Source organism: Streptomyces sp. NPDC032822, assembly GCF_055578825.1.
Genome location: NZ_JBVIOL010000002.1, coordinates 352,398 through 368,165, shown reverse-complemented (window position 1 = coordinate 368,165; position 15,768 = coordinate 352,398). Strand labels below are relative to the sequence as shown.

Here is a 15,768-nt window from a genome sequence, read left to right as displayed (position 1 = left end):
GGATCAGGGTCTGACCAGCAGCTGGAAGTCGAACGCGTACCGGGAGGCGCGGTAGATGTGGGTCCCGAACTCGACCGGCCGGCCGGTGTCGTCGTACGCGGTGCGCTGCATGGTCAGTACGGCGGCGCCCTCCGGTTCGTCGAGGAGGGCGGCCTCCTGGGCGGTGGCGGAGCGGGCGCCGATGGTCTGGCGGGCGCTGTGCAGGGTGAGACCGGCGGAGCGCAGCATCCGGTAGAGGCCGGTCGACTCCAGGCGCGCGGTGTCGAGGTCGACGAGGCCGGTGGGCAGGTGGTTGCAGAGGAAGGCCACGGGCTGGCCGTGGGTGGAGCGCAGCCGCTCCAGGACCGTGACCTGGCTGCCCTCCGCGACCCCGAGGGCGGCCGCGACGTCCGCGGTCGCCGGGACGGCCTCGTTGCGCACGACCCGGGTGGCCGGTCCCTGCCCGGCCGTCTCCAGGTCGTCGTAGAGGCTGCTGAGTTCGAGCGGGCGCTTGACCTGGCTGTGCACCACCTGCGTGCCGACGCCTCGCCGCCGCACCAAAAGTCCCTTGTCGACGAGGGACTGGATGGCCTGGCGGACGGTGGGCCGGGACAGGCCGAGGCGGATGGACAGGTCGATCTCGTTGCCCAGCAGGTTGCCGGGGGCGAGCACGCCGTGCTCGATCGCGGCCTCCAGCTGCTGGGCGAGCTGGTAGTACAGCGGCACCGGACTGCCCCGGTCCAGGGCGAAGTCCAGGGAGCTGAGCGCGGGGGTGGTCGCGGCACGTGAGGGGCCGCCGGTCTTCGCCATGGAACGTGTACCTCCCTCGGAGGGTCGGAAGCGGGGGTCAGAGGTGGTGGCGGCGGGCGGCGACCTGACGGTCGTACTCCTCCCGTGCCCGTACGGCCGCCTCACGGGAGGCGACCTCCGCCACCGGTACGTCCCACCAGGCCTCGGCCGGGGGAGCGGTCGGCGTCGGGTCGGTCTCGACGTACACACAGGTGGGCCGGTCCGAGGCGCGGGCCGTGGCCAGTGCCTCCCGCAGCTCGCCCATGGTCCTGGCGCGCAGCACGTCCATGCCGAGGCTGGCCGCGTTGGCGGCGAGGTCGACGGGGAGCGGGGCGCCGGTGAAGGTGCCGTCGTCGGCCCGGAAGCGGTAAGGGGTGCCGAAGCGCTCCCCGCCGACCGACTCCGACAGACCGCCGATGGAGGCGTAGCCGTGGTTCTGCACCAGGACCAGGTTGACCGGCAGGCCCTCCTGGACGGCCGTGACGATCTCCGTCGGCATCATCAGATAGGTGCCGTCGCCGACCAGCGCCCACACGGGCGTGTCCGGGGTGGCGTGCTGGACGCCGATCGCGGCGGGGATCTCGTAGCCCATGCAGGAGTAGCCGTACTCCAGGTGGTACTGACGGGGGCTGCGGGCCCGCCACAGCTTGTGCAGGTCGCCGGGGAGCGAGCCGGCCGCGTTGATCACCACGTCCTCGTCGCCCACCACCGCGTCCAGCGCGCCGAGCAGCTGGGTCTGGGTCGGTACGGCGTTCTCGTCGTCGCAGCGGTAGGCGGCCTCGACGACCCGGTCCCAGCGGTCCCGGCCGGTGCGGTACTCGGTGACGTACGCCGGGTCCACGCGGTGCCCTTCGAGGGCGGCGGTGAGCGCCTCAAGCCCGGTCCTGGCGTCGCAGACCAGCGTCCGCGCGGCCAGCTTGTGGGCGTCGAACGCGGTGATGTTCAGGTTGAGGAACCGGGCGTCCGGGTTCTGGAAGAGGGTGCCGGAGGCGGTGGTGAAGTCGGAGTAGCGGGTGCCCACCCCGATGACCAGGTCCGCGGTGCGGGCGAGGTCGTCGCAGACCGCCGTGCCGGTGTGGCCGATGCCGCCGAGGTCGGCGGGGTGGTCGTGGCGCAGGGAGCCCTTGCCGGCCTGGGTCGAGGCGACCGGGATGCCGGTGGCGTCCACCAGCGCCCTGAGGGCCTCCTCGGCCTCGCTGTGGTGCACGCCGCCGCCGGCGACGATCAAGGGCCGGGAGGCGGCTCTGAGGGCGCGGACGGCCTCGGTCAGCTCGGCCGGGTCCGGCGCGGGACGCCGTACGGGCCACACCCGCTCGGCGAAGAACCCGGCCGGCCAGTCGTACGCCTCGGCCTGGACGTCCTGGGGCAGGGCGAGGGTGACGGCGCCGGTCTCGGCGGGGTCGGCCAGGACGCGCATGGCGTTCAGCGCGGCGGGGATCAGGGCTTCGGGGCGCAGCACACGGTCGAAGTACCTCGACACCGGGCGCAGGGTGTCGTTGACGGACACGTCGGCCTCGGTGGGGTGCTCCAGCTGCTGGAGCAGCGGGCCGGCGGCGCGGGTGGCGAAGTAGTCGCCGGGCAGCAGGAGGACGGGCAGCCGGTTGATCGTGGCGAGGGCCGCGCCGGTGACGAGGTTGGTGGCCCCCGGGCCGATCGACGTGGTGACGGCCTGCGCGGAGAGCCGGTTGAGCTGGCGGGCGTAGCCGACGGCCGCGTGCACCATGGCCTGCTCGTTGCGGCCCTGGTGGTACGGCATCGCGGACCCGACCTCGGTGCCCTCCTCCACGAGGGCCTGCCCGATGCCCGCCACGTTGCCGTGGCCGAAGATGCCCCAGGTTCCGGCGATCAGCCGGTGCCGTACCCCGTCGCGCTCGGTGTACTGGACGGACAGGAACCGCACCAGCGCCTGGGCGACGGTCAGACGGACGCTCGCGGGGTGACTCATCGGGATCCTCACTGGGCGGGGGTGGCTGTGGGGGGAAGGCGTCGTCCGCGGGAGTCAGCCGGCGGTCGTGGGCCCCGAACTCCCGTGGCCGGCGGTGGAGATAGACTCCCCAACCGCCTGTGTCAGGAGCACGTCCGACTGGACGGGGTGGAGATCCACTCGGATTCGGCCCATAGTGATCAGGTCGGTGAAAGTGGCAGGTCCGGCCATGGACGACCTCCTTGCGCTGCGCGGGGGGAGACGGGTCCCGAAAGATCCGTCGTACCCAGGTGTAGGGCGCGGAGGGCCTGACTGTCAATGGTTTGTACTTACATTCGGACCTGCTTGTGAAATGATGTCTTAACAAAGTATTGACAGTGGGCGGCCCAGAGGATTGGATCCCGTCCCAGCGCACCAGTCGCGTTTTTCGCGGCGTACGACCCGAATCTTCTTTCAAGGTCCCGGGTCCCCGACACCCCGTGATGGCCTTTCCCCCGTAGCACAGTGAGGTGCAGGAAAGATGGACCGCTCTTCTCGCTTCCGTTCCCGCCGAATCACCCCCGTGGTGGCCGTCGCCGCGGCCGCGGCCCTGACTCTCGCGGGCTGCTCCAGCAGTTCCGGAGGGAAGAAGTCCGAGGAGAGCGAGGCCGGTGCCTCTGCGGGCAAGGCCTCGACTCCCCGGATGACGGTCGCCCTGGTGACCCACCAGTCGCCGGGCGACACCTTCTGGGACATCGTCCGCAAGGGCGCGGAGGCCGCCGCCGCCAAGGACAACATCAAGCTCATCTACTCCGCCGACCCGAACGCGGGCAACCAGGCCAACCTGGTGCAGAACGCGATCGACCAGAAGGTCGACGGCATCGCCATCACCCTCGCCAAGCCGGACGCCCTCAAGGACGTCGTGAGCAAGGCGAAGGCCAAGAAGATCCCCGTGGTCGGCCTCAACTCCGGTGTCAGCGAGTGGCAGAAGCTCGGCCTGATGGAGTTCTTCGGCCAGGACGAGACCGTGGCCGGCGAGGCGCTCGGCAAGCGGCTGAACGAGGCCGGCGCCAAGAACGCCGTCTGTGTCATCCAGGAGCAGGGCAACATCGGCCTCACCCAGCGCTGCGCCGGTGTGGAGAAGACCTTCACCGGCAAGCTGCAGACGCTGAACGTCAACGGCACCGACATGCCGTCCGTGAAGTCGACGATCACCGCCAAGCTCAGCCAGGACAAGTCCATCGACTACGTCGTCACCCTCGGCGCCCCCTTCGCGCTGACCTCGGTGCAGGCGGTCGCCGACTCCGGCAGCAAGGCGAAGATCGCCACCTTCGACCTCAACAAGGACCTGACCGGCGCCATCGACAAGGGCACCATCGACTTCGCCGTCGACCAGCAGCCCTACCTCCAGGGCTACCTGGCGATCGACTCGCTGTGGCTCTACAAGAACAACGGCAACTACATGGGCGGCGGCGAGCAGCCCGTGCTGACCGGTCCCGCCTTCGTCGACAAGACCAACGTCGACACCGTCGCGGCCTTCGCCGCGAAGGGCACCAGGTGATGGGGATGACCCAGCATGCCGAGCCGGCGGTGACCACACCGCCGGCCCCCGGCCCGAAGGAAACCGACGGCCGGACCTCCCGACGGCCCCTGGCGCTCCGCCTGTTGGCCCGCCCCGAAGTGGGCGTCTTCCTCGGCGCCGTCGCGGTCTACGTGTTCTTCCTCGTCTCGGCGCCGCCGGTTCGCGACGGCAGCGCGATGGCCAACATCCTGTACCAGTCGTCGACCATCGGGATCATGGCCATTCCGGTGGCCCTGTTGATGATCGGCGGCGAGTTCGACCTCTCCGCCGGCGTCGCCGTGATCGCCTCCGCGCTCACCGCGGCCATGCTCAGCTACCAGTTGAGCATGAACGTCTGGGTGGGTGTGATCGTCGCGCTCCTGGTGTCGCTGGCGATCGGCTTCCTGAACGGCTGGCTGGTGGTCAAGACCGGCCTGCCCAGCTTCCTGATCACGCTGGGCACCTTCCTGATCCTCCAGGGCGTGAACCTGGCCGTCACCAAGCTGGTCACCGGCAACGTGGCCACCGACGACATCAGCGACATGGACGGATTCGACCAGGCCAAATCCCTGTTCGCGTCCTCCTTCGACGTCGGCGGCGTCCAGGTGAAGATCACGGTCGTGTACTGGCTGGTCTTCGCCGCCCTGGCCACCTGGCTGCTGCTGCGCACGAAGTACGGCAACTGGATCTTCGCCGTCGGCGGCAACAAGGAGTCCGCGCGGGCGGTCGGTGTGCCGGTGGCGTTCACGAAGATCTCCCTGTTCATGCTGGTCGGCCTGGGCGCCTGGTTCGTCGGCATGCACCAGCTGTTCTCCTTCAACACCGTGCAGTCCGGCGAGGGCGTCGGCCAGGAGCTGATCTACATCTCCGCGGCCGTGATCGGCGGCTGTCTGCTGACCGGCGGTGCCGGCTCCGCGATCGGCCCGGTCTTCGGCGCCTTCATGTTCGGCATGGTCCAGCAGGGCATCGTCTACGCCGGCTGGAACCCCGACTGGTTCAAGGCCTTCCTCGGCGTCATGCTCCTCGGCGCCGTCCTCATCAACTTGTGGGTCCAGCGCACCGCGACCCGGAGGTGACCCGAATGACGACCAACGAAGCCGGAACACACGGCGCCATCCTCCAGGACACCGCGCCCGAGAACGGCGACCATCCCCTCGTCGAACTGCGCAACGCGGGCAAGTCGTACGGCAACATCCGTGCCCTGCACGGTGTGGATCTCCAGGTCCACCCCGGCCAGGTCACCTGTGTGCTCGGCGACAACGGCGCCGGCAAGTCCACCCTCATCAAAATCATCTCCGGCCTGCACCACCACACCGAGGGCGAGTTCCTCGTCGACGGCACCCCGGTACGGTTCTCCACCCCGCGCGAAGCCCTCGACAAGGGCATCGCCACCGTCTACCAGGACCTCGCCACCGTCCCCCTGATGCCGGTGTGGCGGAACTTCTTCCTCGGCTCCGAGATGACCAAGGGCCCCTGGCCCGTGCGCCGTCTCGACATCGAGACGATGAAGAAGACCGCCGACCGGGAACTGCGCAACATGGGCATCGTCCTGGACAACCTCGAACAGCCCATCGGCACCCTCTCCGGCGGCCAGCGCCAGTGCGTGGCCATCGCCCGCGCCGTCTACTTCGGCGCCCGCGTCCTCATCCTCGACGAGCCCACCGCCGCCCTCGGCGTCAAACAGTCCGGCGTCGTACTCAAGTACATCGCCGCCGCCCGCGACCGCGGCCTCGGCGTCATCTTCATCACCCACAACCCCCACCACGCCTACATGGTCGGCGACCACTTCAGCGTGCTGCGCCTGGGCACCATGGAACTCTCCGCCGCCCGCAGCGACGTCAGCCTCGAAGAACTCACCAACCACATGGCCGGCGGCACCGAACTCGCCGCCCTCAAACACGAGTTGTCCCAGGTCCGAGGCGTCGACGTCGACAAACTCCCCGAAGCCGAAGACCTCACCGCACCCACCGCACCCGCCGGCGAAGGGAAGGCCTGACATGGCTGCCCCGCTCGACCGGATCCGGGTCGGTTCGGCCCCCGACTCCTGGGGCGTCTGGTTCCCCGACGACCCGGTCCAGGTGCCCTGGGAACGCTTCCTGGACGAGGTCGCCGAGGCCGGCTACCCGTGGATCGAGCTCGGCCCCTACGGCTATCTGCCCACCGACCCGGCCAAGTTGAGGGACGAGGTCGCCAGGCGCGACCTGAAGGTGTCGGCGGGCACGGTCTTCACCGGCATGCACCGGGGCCCCTCCGTCTGGGAGTCCACCTGGGAGCACGTCAGCCAGGTCGCCGCGCTCACCCAGGCCATGGGCGCCCGGCATCTCGTCGTCATCCCGTCCTTCTGGCGCGACGACAAGACCGCCGAGATCCTGGAGCCGCCGGAGCTGACCGGCGCCCAGTGGGCCCACCTGACCAAGGGCATGGAGCGGCTGGGCCACGAGGTCAAGGAGGCCTACGGCCTCGACATCGTCGTCCACCCGCACGCCGACACCCACCTCGACACCGAGGACCACGTCGAGCGGTTCCTCGACTCGACCGACTCCGAACTGGTCAACCTCTGCCTGGACACGGGGCACTACGCCTACTGCGGCGGGGACAGCGTCAAGCTCATCGAGACGTACGGCGAGCGCATCGGCTACCTCCACCTCAAGCAGGTCGACCCGGCGGTCCTCGCCGACGTGGTACGCGACGGGGTTCCCTTCGGGCCCGCCGTGCAGCGCGGGGTGATGTGCGAACCGCCCGCCGGAGTGCCGGAGTTGGAACCGGTTCTGGTGGCCGCGCAGAAACTCGGCGTCGAGCTGTTCGCGATCGTCGAGCAGGACATGTACCCCTGCGAGCCGGACAAGCCGCTGCCCATCGCGGTCCGCACCCGCAAGTTCCTGAGGTCCTGCGGCGCCTGAAGGGACGACCATGACCACCCCTCGTGGCACGACCGGCACGACCGGAGAGCTCCGGGTCGCCGTCATCGGCGCCGGCCGGATGGGCGCCGACCACGTCCGACGTCTCCGACAGGTCATCAGCGGAGCCCGGGTGACCGCCGTCGTGGACGTCGACGCGGAGCGCGCCAAGACGGTCGCGGGCCCCGTCGACGGCTGCACTGCCTACACCGATCCGGCCGCGGCGATGGCGGCGGCCGACGTCGACGCCGTCCTGGTCGCCTCCCCGGGCCCCGCCCACGAGGCCGCCCTGCTCACCGCCTTCGAGCACGGCCTGCCGGTGCTGTGCGAGAAGCCGCTCACCCCGGACGCGGCTTCCGCGCTGCGTGTGCTGGAGGCGGAGAGCGCACGGGGCCGACGGCTGGTCCAGGTCGGCTTCATGCGGCGCTACGACGCCGAGTACCTCAGACTCAAGGCCCTCCTGGGGACAGAGCAGTTGGGCCGCCCGCTGCTGCTGCACCACCGGCACCGCAACGTGGCCAGCCCGCCGGGCTTCACCAGCGCCATGCTCATCAGCGACTCGGTCGCGCACGAGAGCGACGTGACGCGCTGGCTGCTCGGCCACGAGATCACGGCCGTCACCGTGCTGCGCCCGACCCCGTCCGCGAGCGCGCCGGAGGACCTTCAGGACCCCCAGTTCGTCGTGTTCGAGACGGACGGGGGCGTGGTCAGTGACGTCGAGATCTTCGTCAACTGCGGCTTCGGCTACCAGGTCCAGGCCGAGGTGGTCGGCGAACGCGGCACCGCCCGCGTCGGCGACGGCCACGCCATGGTCACCCACATGGCGGGCCGCTGGGGCGGCACCGTCGACCAGGACTACACGGTCCGCTTCGCCGACGCCTACGACCGCGAGGTCCAGTCCTGGGCCGACGCCACCCGCCGCGGCGAGGTGACCGGCCCGAGCGTCTGGGACGGCTATGCCGCCGCGGCGGTCTGCGAGGCGGGAGTGCGGGCGCTGAACGACGGCGGCCGGGTCCCGGTGGAACTTGTGGAGAAGCCCGCGCTGTACGCGTGACCTCCCGCGAGCCCGACGTGGGACCCCGGCCGGACCGGCCGGGGCCCCACTGGCGTCAGCCGCCGATCGTGGTGCGCGGCCGGGGCTCGAACCCCGCCGCCCGATAGCTCGCGTCGATCAGCGTCATCGTCGCCAGCGCGTCGTCGGCGTCCACCGGGACGGACGCGCCGCCTCGCACCGCGTCCGCGAACGCCTCCAGCTGGTACGTGTACGAGGACCGCGTCCCGAGCCGTTCCGTCCGCTCGCCCTCCGCCGTCCGCACCACGATCCGGTCGTCCAGCTGCGGCAGCACGAAGTTCGGGGCACTCGCCTCGCCGAGGGAGCCGACGATCCGGCAGCTCATCTGAAGCCCGGCGTCGTACGCCATGTGGCAGCGGGCCGACGCGGTGGCGCCGCCCGGGTACTCCAGTTCGGCGTCCAGCCACTCGTCGACGCCCGGCGCGCCCGCGCGTTCCCCGCCTCGCGCGGACAGGAGCCGGGGCGCGCCGCCCGCCCAGGGGGCGAGCATCCGCACCGCGTGCAGGCTGTAGCAGCCCAGGTCCATCACGGCACCGCCGGCCAGCGGCAGCGACCAGCGCGGGTCGGCGGCGCCCGGTGCGGAGATGGCGACGAGCGTCTCCACTCGTCGCAGTTCGCCGAGTTCACCGCTGTCCAGGATCTCGTGCAGGCGCCGGGTCAGGGGGTGGAACAGGTAGTGGAAGCCCTCCATGAAGACGGTTCCCGCCTTCGCCGCCGCCTCCCGTACCGTCGCGGCCTCCTCGGCGTCGCTCGCCGACGGCTTCTCCGTCAGGACGTGCTTGCCCGCCGCGAGGGCGGCCAGGTTCCACGGCCCGTGCAGGCCGTTCGCCAGGGGGTTGTAGACGGCCTCGACCTCGGGGTCGGCGATCACGTCGGCGTAGGAGTCCGCCACCCGCTCCACGCCGTGCGCGGCCGCGAAGGCCTCGGCGCGGGAGCGGTCGCGGGCGGCCACCGCGACGAGGCGGTGGCCGGTCGCCCGGGCCGGTTCCACCAGGGAACGTTCGGTGATGTTCGCGGCGCCCAGTACTCCGATGCGCAGTGGTTCCCGGCCCGGTTCGCTCATGCCTGCCGTACCTCCTCGATCGTCACGGGGCGGTGCTCGCCCAGCGACAGTGTGCACGCGTCGGCGATCCAACCCGCCTCCAGGGCGTCCTCGATCGTGCACGGCGAGGTGCGGGTGCCCGCCACGACCTCGGTGAACGCGGTGAGTTCGGCACGGTAGGCCTCGGTGAAGCGGTCCATGAAGAAGTCGTGCGGGGTGCCGGCCGGGAAGGTCACGCCGGGCTCGACCGAGCGCAGCGGCAGCTTGTCCTCCAGGCCCACCGCGATGGAGTCCTCGAAGCCGTGGAGCTCCATGCGGACGTCGTAACCCCGGGCGTTGTGGCGGGAGTTGGAGACCACCGCGATCGTGCCGTCGTCCAGGGTGAGGATCGCGCCCGTGGTGTCGGCGTCGCCCGCCTCCTTGATGTAGTCGGCGCCCCGGTTGCCGCCGACCGCGTACACCTCGGTCACCTCACGGCCGGTCACCCAGCGGATGATGTCGAAGTCGTGCACCGAACAGTCCCGGAAGATGCCACCGGAGGCGGCGATGTACGCGGCCGGCGGCGGCGCCGGGTCCAGCGTGGTCGACCGCACGGTGTGCAGCTTGCCCAGCTCACCGCTTCGCACGGCGGCCCGCGCGGCGACGAACCCGGCGTCGAAGCGCCGGTTGTAGCCGATCTGGATGGGCACGCCACTGCCCTGGACGGCCTTGAGGACCTCGACGCCCTCCCGCATGGTGCGGGCCACGGGCTTCTCGCAGAACACGGGGACACCCGCCTCGACGGCGGCGCGGATCAGCGCGGGGTGGGCGTCGGTCGCCGCCGCGACGACGATGCCGTCCACCCCGGCGGCCAGCACGGCCTCGGGGGAGTCCGCGACCGTGGCACCGAACCGCTCGGCGGCGGCCTTGGCGGCCTCCGCGAACGGGTCGGCGACGACGAGCGAGGTGACCGTGTCGAGTCCGGAGAGGGTCTCGGCGTGGAAGGCGCCGATGCGGCCGAGGCCGAGGATTCCGATGCGCATGGGGGTGGTGCTCCTTGGGTGCGGGGTACTGCGAGCGGGTGGTGCGGGGTGATGAGGGTGGGACGGGGAAGGTCAGTCGAGGCCGCCGAGCACGTTCTGGTCCCAGTCGATCACCGATCCGGTGACCACGCCCGACCGGTCGGACAGGAGGAAGACCACGAAGTCGGCGATCTCGTCCGGCTGGCCGAGCTTGCCCATCGGCAGCCGGGCCGCGGCCTCCTCTCGCCAGTCGTCCCCGGCGCCGTGGAAGGCCTTCTGGGTGGCGTCCTCGCCCTCGGTCGCGGTCCAGCCGATATTCAGCCCGTTGATGCGGACCCGGTCGAAGCGGTGCGCGTGCGCCGCGTTGCGGGTGAGCCCGATCAGGCCGGCCTTCGCGGCGACGTAGGGGGCGAGGAAGGGCTGCCCGCCGTGTGCCGAGGACGTGATGATGTTGACGACCGTGCCGGGTGCCTGCCGGGCCACCATGTCCGCCACCGCCCCCTGCATGGCGAAGAAGGGCGCCTTGAGGTTGATCGCGATGTGCTGGTCGAACAGCTCGGGCGTGGTGTCGAGGAGCGTGCCCCGCGAGGTCAGCCCGGCCGAGTTCACCAGGCAGTCGACGCGGCCGTACGCCGCCACGACCTGCGCGACGGACGCCTTGGCCTGCTCGGCGTCGGCCAGATCGGCCCGGACGAACATCGCCTTGCCGCCGGCCGCGGTCAGCTCCGCCACCAGAGCGTCGCCGGGCTCCGCGCGCCGGCCGGTGACGGCCACCACCGCGCCCTCCCGGACGGCGGCCCGCGCGATGGCGGCGCCCACTCCCTGGCTGCCGCCGTTGACGAGGACGACCTTGTCGTCGAGAAGCCCCATAGGTGGTCAGGTCCTTTCAGCTCTCGCGCCGTACGGCGCCGGCCCGCAGCTCGTCCCGAAGAGCGCGCGGGGTCCACTCCTCGCGCAGCGCCCGACGTACGACGTCCGCCTGCGAGGGCGGGGCCGTGCCGTCGACCGGCGGATCGCTGTCGAGGTTGGTGGGGAACGGGTAGCCCTCGGCGCTCGCGGCGATCACGCGCTCCAGCCAGGCCTCGTCCGCGCCCTCGGCCCGGCGCCTGCGCAGCACGGGGAACACGGCGTTGGTGACCGCGTCCCGGTCCACCGTCTCCATGGCCCGCCCGAACGCCGAGGACACCTGGAGGAGATTGGCCACGCGCCGGGTGTCGAGGGTGCGGTTCGTCCCGGCCGCGTGGAAGACCGCCGGGTTGAAGAAGACGGCGTCGCCCTTCGCCAGCGGGAGCTGGACGTGGTGCGCCTCGAAGTACGCCTGGAACTCGGGCAGCCGCCAGGCGAGGTAGCCGGGCTCGAAGCGCTGCGAGTACGGCAGGTACATGGTCGGGCCGGACTCCACGGGCATGTCGCCGTGCGCGACCGCGCCCTGGAGCGTGAGCACGGGGGAGAGGCGGTGCACGTGCGCCGGGTAGCCGGCCGCCACCTCGCCCGAGAGGAACCCCAGGTGGTAGTCGCGGTGCGGGGTCTGGGCCGCGCCGCCCGCGTTGACCACGTTGACCTGCGAGGTCACCTGGTAGCCGGGGCCGAGCCAGGCGGTCGAGGCCAGCGCCAGGATGTCGTTGGCGTAGTAGTCGGCGAACGCCTCGGGGTCGTAGAGAGCCGCCTTCTCCAGCGCGTTCCACACCCGGTCGTTGGCGCCCGGCTTGGCGAAGTGGTCGCCCGCGTCCGTGCCCGCGGCGCGCTGCTCGCCGATCAGGGCGTCGAAGGCACCGGTCAGCCGGTCGACGACCGAAGGGTCGGGGAAGGCGCCCCGGAACACCACGACGCCGGGCCCGTCGGTGAACGCCCGGACCAGTTCGGCCCGCACCTCGCGGCCCGCACCGGCCGCCCGGAGCCGCTCGCTGTCGTAGACGAGGACGTTGCCCTCGACCGCCGAGGCGTGCGGATGGTCGGCGAGGTCGGTCGCGCGCTCGACCAACGAGCGGAAGACATCGAGATCACAGTCCTGCTCGGTCAGCCAGGCAGGGTGCTGAGCGGTGGTGACGGACATCGGCGTCCTTCTTTCGAGTCACGGGGAGCGACACGCAGCCGGTCACGGGGTGGCTCGGCTCTGTCATTCTTGTCAGTACAAACCCCTCGAACAACCGGCAGCGAGCCATCAAAAACCCCTCAAGGAGTCCCCGGTGGGTCACCCCTTCCCGATCCGGGAGATCGCACGTCAGGCGGGCCTGAGCGAGGCCACCGTCGACCGGGTCCTCAACGGCCGGGGAGGCGTGCGCGAGAGCACCGTCCGCGAGGTCCGGCAGGCCATCACCGACCTCGACCGGCAGCGCACCCAGGTCCGGCTGGTCGGCCGCACCTTCATGATCGACATCGTGATGCAGACCCCGGAGCGGTTCTCCACGGCCGTCCGGGCCGCCCTGGAGGCCGAACTGCCGTCCCTGCACCCGGCCGTCGTGCGCTCCCGCTTCCACTTCCGCGAGACCGGCCCGGTCCAGGAACTCACCCGGACCCTGGACCGGATCGCCCGGCGCGGCTCGCAGGGCGTGGTCGTCAAGGCCCCCGACGTCCCCGAGGTGACCGCGGCCGTCGCCCGCCTCGCCGACGCGGGCATCCCCGTCGTCACCCTGGTCACCGACCTGCCCGCAACCGCCCGCCTCGGCTATGTCGGCATCGACAACCGGGCGGCCGGCGCGACCGCCGCGTACCTCACCGGCCAGTGGCTCGGCGACCGCCCCGGCAATGTCCTCACCAGCCTCAGCAGCGGCTTCTTCCGCAACGAGGAGGAACGCGAGATGGGCTTCCGCAGCGCCATGCGCACCCTCCACCCGGACCGCACCCTGGTCGAGATCGCCGAAGGGCAGGGCCTGGACGCCACCCAGTACGACCTGGTCCGGGCCGCGCTGGAACGCGACCCGGACATCCGGGCGGTCTACTCGATCGGCGGCGGCAACATCGCCACCCTGCGCGCCTTCGAGGACCTGGGCCGGGAGTGCGCGGTGTTCGTCGCCCACGACCTCGACCACGACAACACCCGACTGCTGCGCGCCCACCGGCTGTCCGCGGTGCTCCACCACGACCTGCGCCAGGACCTGCGGGAGGCCTGCCGGCTCGTGATGCGCGCCCACGGCGCGCTGCCGCCCGCGGGACCCACCCTGCCGTCCGCGATCCAGGTCGTGACGCCCTACAACATGCCTACGCCACCTGCACGTTGACCCACGAGCGGCTCTCGGCCGACCGCGCCATCGCGTCCAGTACGGCGGCACTGCGCACGGCGTCCGCCAAGGTGGCCCCGTGCGGGGTGCCCTCGGCGATCGAGCGGAGGAAGCGGTACGCCTCGACGACCTTGAGGTCGTCGTAGCCCATGGAGTTCGCCGCGCCCGGCTGGAAGGCGCCGAACTCGCCGTCGCCGGGGCCCACGTACACCGTGCTGACCGGCTGGTCCTGGTAGGTCGTGCCGCGGCTGACACCCAGCTCGTTCATCCGCCGGAAGTCCCAGAACACCGCCCCCCGGGTGCCGTGCACCTCGAAGCCGTAGTTGTTCTGCTCGCCGACCGAGACCCGGCAGGCCTCCAGGACACCGCGGGCGCCGGAGGCGAAGCGCAGCAGACAGTTGACGTAGTCCTCGTTCTCGACCGGGCCCAGTTCGCCGCCCGAGGCGCGGCTGTGCCCGGCCGTCGCGCCGGTGGGGCGGGCCCGCTCCGGCACGAAAATCGCCGTGTCGGCGGTCACGGAGGCGATGTCGCCGAGCAGGTACCGGGCCAGGTCGGCGCCGTGCGAGGCCAGGTCGCCCAGCACTCCGCTGCCGCCGCGCTCCCGCTCGTACCGCCAGGTCAGGGCACCCTCGGGATGTGCCGCGTAGTCACTGAAGAGACGAATGCGGACATGGGTGACCGTGCCGATGTCACCGGCCGAGATCAGCTCGCGGGCCGCCTCCACGGCGGGCGCGTTGCGGTAGTTGAAGCCGACGGCGCTGTGCACGCCGGCCTCGGCCACGGCGTCCGCGACCGCCCGGGCGTCGGCCGCGCTCAGCCCCACCGGCTTCTCGATCCACAGGTGCTTGCCGGCCTCGGCCATCGCGACACCGATCTCACGGTGCAGGAAGTTCGGCGCGGTGACACTGACCGCCTTCACCCGCGGGTCGGCCGCCACCTCGCGCCAGTCGCGGGTCGTCGAGGCGAACCCGAACTGCGCGGCGGCCTCCTCGGCCCGGCCCGGCACCTCCTCGGCGACCATCACCAGCTCCGGCCGCAGGCCGAGCCGCGGGTAGTGGTGCGGGACGCGGGCGTACGCCTGGGTGTGCACCCGGCCCATCCAGCCGAACCCGACGACGGCGACCCCGAACGCATCCACCATGACAGCCCCTCTTTGGACCGGTCCATACTCTGTCCAGGCCACCCTGAGCGGGGTTCTGCCAGGTGTCAACCCTTTGACAGGGCGACCATCCACGTGGAACGGTCCACCCCATGGGACAGCCGACCATCCGGGACGTGGCCGAGCGGGCCGGCGTCTCCAAGTCGCTGGTCTCGCTGGTCCTGCGCGGTTCCGAGCAGGTGCGCCCCGAGAAGCGGGAGGCCGTACTGCGGGCCGTACGGGAGCTCGGCTACCGGCCGAACGCCGCCGCCCGCAGCCTCAGCGAGCAGCGCACCCGCACCGTCGGAGTCCTCCTCAACGACCTCCGCAACCCCTGGTTCGTCGACCTGCTCGACGGCCTCAACCCGCTCCTGCACGACCACGGCCTGCACATGCTGCTGGGCGACGCCCGCCTCAACCGCCGCACCGGCCAGGACCTCGCCCGGCCCTTCCTGGACCTCCAGGTCGACGGCCTGGTCGTGGTCGGCACCCTGCCCGACCCGGCCGCCGTCGCCGCCGCGCGGATGCCGGTCGTCGTCGCGGGCGCCCGCGAACCCGTCCCGCCCGGCGTCGACGTGGTCGCGGGCGACGACGAGCGGGGCGCGCGACTGGTCACCGAGCACCTCATCGGCCTCGGCCACCGCCGCATCGCGCACATCTCGGGCCACGGAGCCGTCGGCGACCTGCGCCGCACCAGCTTCGAGGCGGTGACGCGCGCCCACGGCCTCGCCGACCAGGCGCTCGTCGAGCCGGGCGACCTGACGGAGGAGGGCGGCTTCCGGGCCGCCGTCCGGCTGCTCGGCCGGCCCGGGCGGCCCACCGCCGTGGTCGCCGTCAACGACATCACCGCCGTCGGCGTGCTCTCGGCGGCAGAGGAGCTCGGCCTGCGCGTCCCGCACGACCTGTCCGTCACCGGCTACGACGACACCAGCCTCTCCCGGCTGCGCCACCTCTGGCTCACCACCGTCGACAACGCCGGCCACGAGGTCGGCCGGCACGCCGCCCGCTGTCTCCTCGACCGCTTCGAGGGAGCCGCGGGAGCCGGACGCCTCCACCTGGCCACCCCCACCCTGGAGATCCGCGGCACCACCGCGGCCCCGCCGGGCGCCATGTGAAGGCGTTCCGCCGCGCCCGGCATCGGGACGACTGGCGGAGCCGCCGGGCCCGG

Annotated in this window: 14 protein-coding genes; 7 read left to right on the top strand and 7 right to left on the bottom strand. The window is 71.7% G+C overall.

The genetic code is table 11. The features are described 5' to 3' along the window. Positions 1-3: 3 nt before the first annotated feature. Together ACZ5VD_RS07350 and iolD are read right to left on the bottom strand one after the other, a co-directional pair. Positions 4-789 carry a GntR family transcriptional regulator gene (locus tag ACZ5VD_RS07350; RefSeq protein WP_468548364.1) on the bottom strand — a complete coding sequence of 262 codons (786 nt, stop codon included), beginning with the start codon at positions 787-789 and terminating at the stop codon, positions 4-6. Positions 790-826: 37 nt separating this feature from the next. Next, positions 827-2,713 carry a 3D-(3,5/4)-trihydroxycyclohexane-1,2-dione acylhydrolase (decyclizing) gene (gene iolD, locus ACZ5VD_RS07345; protein ID WP_468681311.1) on the bottom strand — a complete coding sequence of 629 codons (1,887 nt, stop codon included), beginning with the start codon at positions 2,711-2,713 and terminating at the stop codon, positions 827-829. 499 nt (positions 2,714-3,212) lie between these two features. Between iolD and ACZ5VD_RS07340 the strand changes: the two genes are divergently transcribed. From ACZ5VD_RS07340 to ACZ5VD_RS07320, 5 genes are read left to right on the top strand one after another with little or no spacing between them, the layout of a single operon-like run. Beyond that, positions 3,213-4,232, top strand: a complete 1,020-nt coding sequence (locus ACZ5VD_RS07340) for a sugar ABC transporter substrate-binding protein (RefSeq protein ID WP_468548366.1) — start codon at positions 3,213-3,215, stop codon at positions 4,230-4,232. Continuing rightward, positions 4,232-5,308, top strand: a complete 1,077-nt coding sequence (locus ACZ5VD_RS07335) for an ABC transporter permease (protein WP_468548367.1) — start codon at positions 4,232-4,234, stop codon at positions 5,306-5,308. Before ACZ5VD_RS07340 ends, ACZ5VD_RS07335 begins: the two co-directional genes overlap by 1 nt. A gap of 5 nt (positions 5,309-5,313) precedes the next feature. Next, positions 5,314-6,228, top strand: a complete 915-nt coding sequence (locus ACZ5VD_RS07330) for an ATP-binding cassette domain-containing protein (RefSeq protein WP_468548368.1) — start codon at positions 5,314-5,316, stop codon at positions 6,226-6,228. Position 6,229: 1 nt separating this feature from the next. Continuing rightward, a complete protein-coding gene (locus ACZ5VD_RS07325; protein ID WP_468548369.1) occupies positions 6,230-7,132 on the top strand; it encodes a sugar phosphate isomerase/epimerase family protein in 903 nt (300 codons plus the stop codon). Positions 7,133-7,142: 10 nt separating this feature from the next. After that, positions 7,143-8,183 carry a Gfo/Idh/MocA family protein gene (locus ACZ5VD_RS07320; protein WP_468681308.1) on the top strand — a complete coding sequence of 347 codons (1,041 nt, stop codon included), beginning with the start codon at positions 7,143-7,145 and terminating at the stop codon, positions 8,181-8,183. 55 nt (positions 8,184-8,238) lie between these two features. Here the strand turns inward: ACZ5VD_RS07320 and ACZ5VD_RS07315 are convergent, their stop codons facing one another. The 4 genes from ACZ5VD_RS07315 to ACZ5VD_RS07300 all read right to left on the bottom strand — a co-directional run bounded on the left by ACZ5VD_RS07315 (position 8,239) and on the right by ACZ5VD_RS07300 (position 12,297). Then, positions 8,239-9,264 carry a Gfo/Idh/MocA family protein gene (locus ACZ5VD_RS07315; RefSeq protein ID WP_468548371.1) on the bottom strand — a complete coding sequence of 342 codons (1,026 nt, stop codon included), beginning with the start codon at positions 9,262-9,264 and terminating at the stop codon, positions 8,239-8,241. Continuing rightward, on the bottom strand, positions 9,261-10,265 hold the full coding sequence (locus ACZ5VD_RS07310) for a Gfo/Idh/MocA family protein (protein ID WP_468548372.1): 1,005 nt from the start codon (positions 10,263-10,265) through the stop codon (positions 9,261-9,263). Before ACZ5VD_RS07310 ends, ACZ5VD_RS07315 begins: the two co-directional genes overlap by 4 nt. Positions 10,266-10,337: 72 nt before the next feature. Continuing rightward, the gene (locus ACZ5VD_RS07305; protein WP_468681306.1) at positions 10,338-11,114 is read right to left on the bottom strand and encodes an SDR family oxidoreductase; all 777 of its coding nucleotides are present in this window, start codon (positions 11,112-11,114) and stop codon (positions 10,338-10,340) included. Between the two features lie 16 nt (positions 11,115-11,130). Further along, positions 11,131-12,297: a phytanoyl-CoA dioxygenase family protein gene (locus tag ACZ5VD_RS07300; protein ID WP_468681304.1), complete on the bottom strand. Its 1,167-nt coding sequence runs from the start codon at positions 12,295-12,297 to the stop codon at positions 11,131-11,133. A 133-nt stretch (positions 12,298-12,430) separates the two neighbouring features. Between ACZ5VD_RS07300 and ACZ5VD_RS07295 the strand changes: the two genes are divergently transcribed. After that, on the top strand, positions 12,431-13,462 hold the full coding sequence (locus ACZ5VD_RS07295) for a LacI family DNA-binding transcriptional regulator (RefSeq protein WP_468681302.1): 1,032 nt from the start codon (positions 12,431-12,433) through the stop codon (positions 13,460-13,462). Here the strand turns inward: ACZ5VD_RS07295 and ACZ5VD_RS07290 are convergent. Then, positions 13,443-14,603 (bottom strand): Gfo/Idh/MocA family protein, encoded by a 1,161-nt coding sequence (locus tag ACZ5VD_RS07290; protein ID WP_468548376.1) that lies wholly within the window; start codon positions 14,601-14,603, stop codon positions 13,443-13,445. The two genes, ACZ5VD_RS07295 and ACZ5VD_RS07290, sit on opposite strands and share 20 nt — an antisense overlap. A gap of 110 nt (positions 14,604-14,713) precedes the next feature. Between ACZ5VD_RS07290 and ACZ5VD_RS07285 the strand changes: the two genes are divergently transcribed. Further along, positions 14,714-15,715: a LacI family DNA-binding transcriptional regulator gene (locus ACZ5VD_RS07285; RefSeq protein WP_468681300.1), complete on the top strand. Its 1,002-nt coding sequence runs from the start codon at positions 14,714-14,716 to the stop codon at positions 15,713-15,715. The last annotated feature ends 53 nt before the right edge of the window (positions 15,716-15,768 follow it).

Bases quoted from the DNA above. Each gene is read 5' to 3' on its own strand.
- ACZ5VD_RS07330 (WP_468548368.1), top strand. From the start codon at position 5,314: ATGACGACCAACGAAGCCGGAACACACGGCGCCATCCTCCAGGACACC.
- ACZ5VD_RS07325 (WP_468548369.1), top strand. From the start codon at position 6,230: ATGGCTGCCCCGCTCGACCGGATCCGGGTCGGTTCGGCCCCCGACTCC.
- ACZ5VD_RS07310 (WP_468548372.1), bottom strand. From the start codon at position 10,265: ATGCGCATCGGAATCCTCGGCCTCGGCCGCATCGGCGCCTTCCACGCC.
- ACZ5VD_RS07290 (WP_468548376.1), bottom strand. From the start codon at position 14,603: ATGGTGGATGCGTTCGGGGTCGCCGTCGTCGGGTTCGGCTGGATGGGC.
- ACZ5VD_RS07315 (WP_468548371.1), bottom strand. From the start codon at position 9,264: ATGAGCGAACCGGGCCGGGAACCACTGCGCATCGGAGTACTGGGCGCC.
- ACZ5VD_RS07350 (WP_468548364.1), bottom strand. From the start codon at position 789: ATGGCGAAGACCGGCGGCCCCTCACGTGCCGCGACCACCCCCGCGCTC.
- ACZ5VD_RS07340 (WP_468548366.1), top strand. From the start codon at position 3,213: ATGGACCGCTCTTCTCGCTTCCGTTCCCGCCGAATCACCCCCGTGGTG.
- ACZ5VD_RS07305 (WP_468681306.1), bottom strand. From the start codon at position 11,114: ATGGGGCTTCTCGACGACAAGGTCGTCCTCGTCAACGGCGGCAGCCAG.
- ACZ5VD_RS07285 (WP_468681300.1), top strand. From the start codon at position 14,714: ATGGGACAGCCGACCATCCGGGACGTGGCCGAGCGGGCCGGCGTCTCC.
- ACZ5VD_RS07300 (WP_468681304.1), bottom strand. From the start codon at position 12,297: ATGTCCGTCACCACCGCTCAGCACCCTGCCTGGCTGACCGAGCAGGAC.
- iolD (WP_468681311.1), bottom strand. From the start codon at position 2,713: ATGAGTCACCCCGCGAGCGTCCGTCTGACCGTCGCCCAGGCGCTGGTG.
- ACZ5VD_RS07320 (WP_468681308.1), top strand. From the start codon at position 7,143: ATGACCACCCCTCGTGGCACGACCGGCACGACCGGAGAGCTCCGGGTC.
- ACZ5VD_RS07335 (WP_468548367.1), top strand. From the start codon at position 4,232: ATGGGGATGACCCAGCATGCCGAGCCGGCGGTGACCACACCGCCGGCC.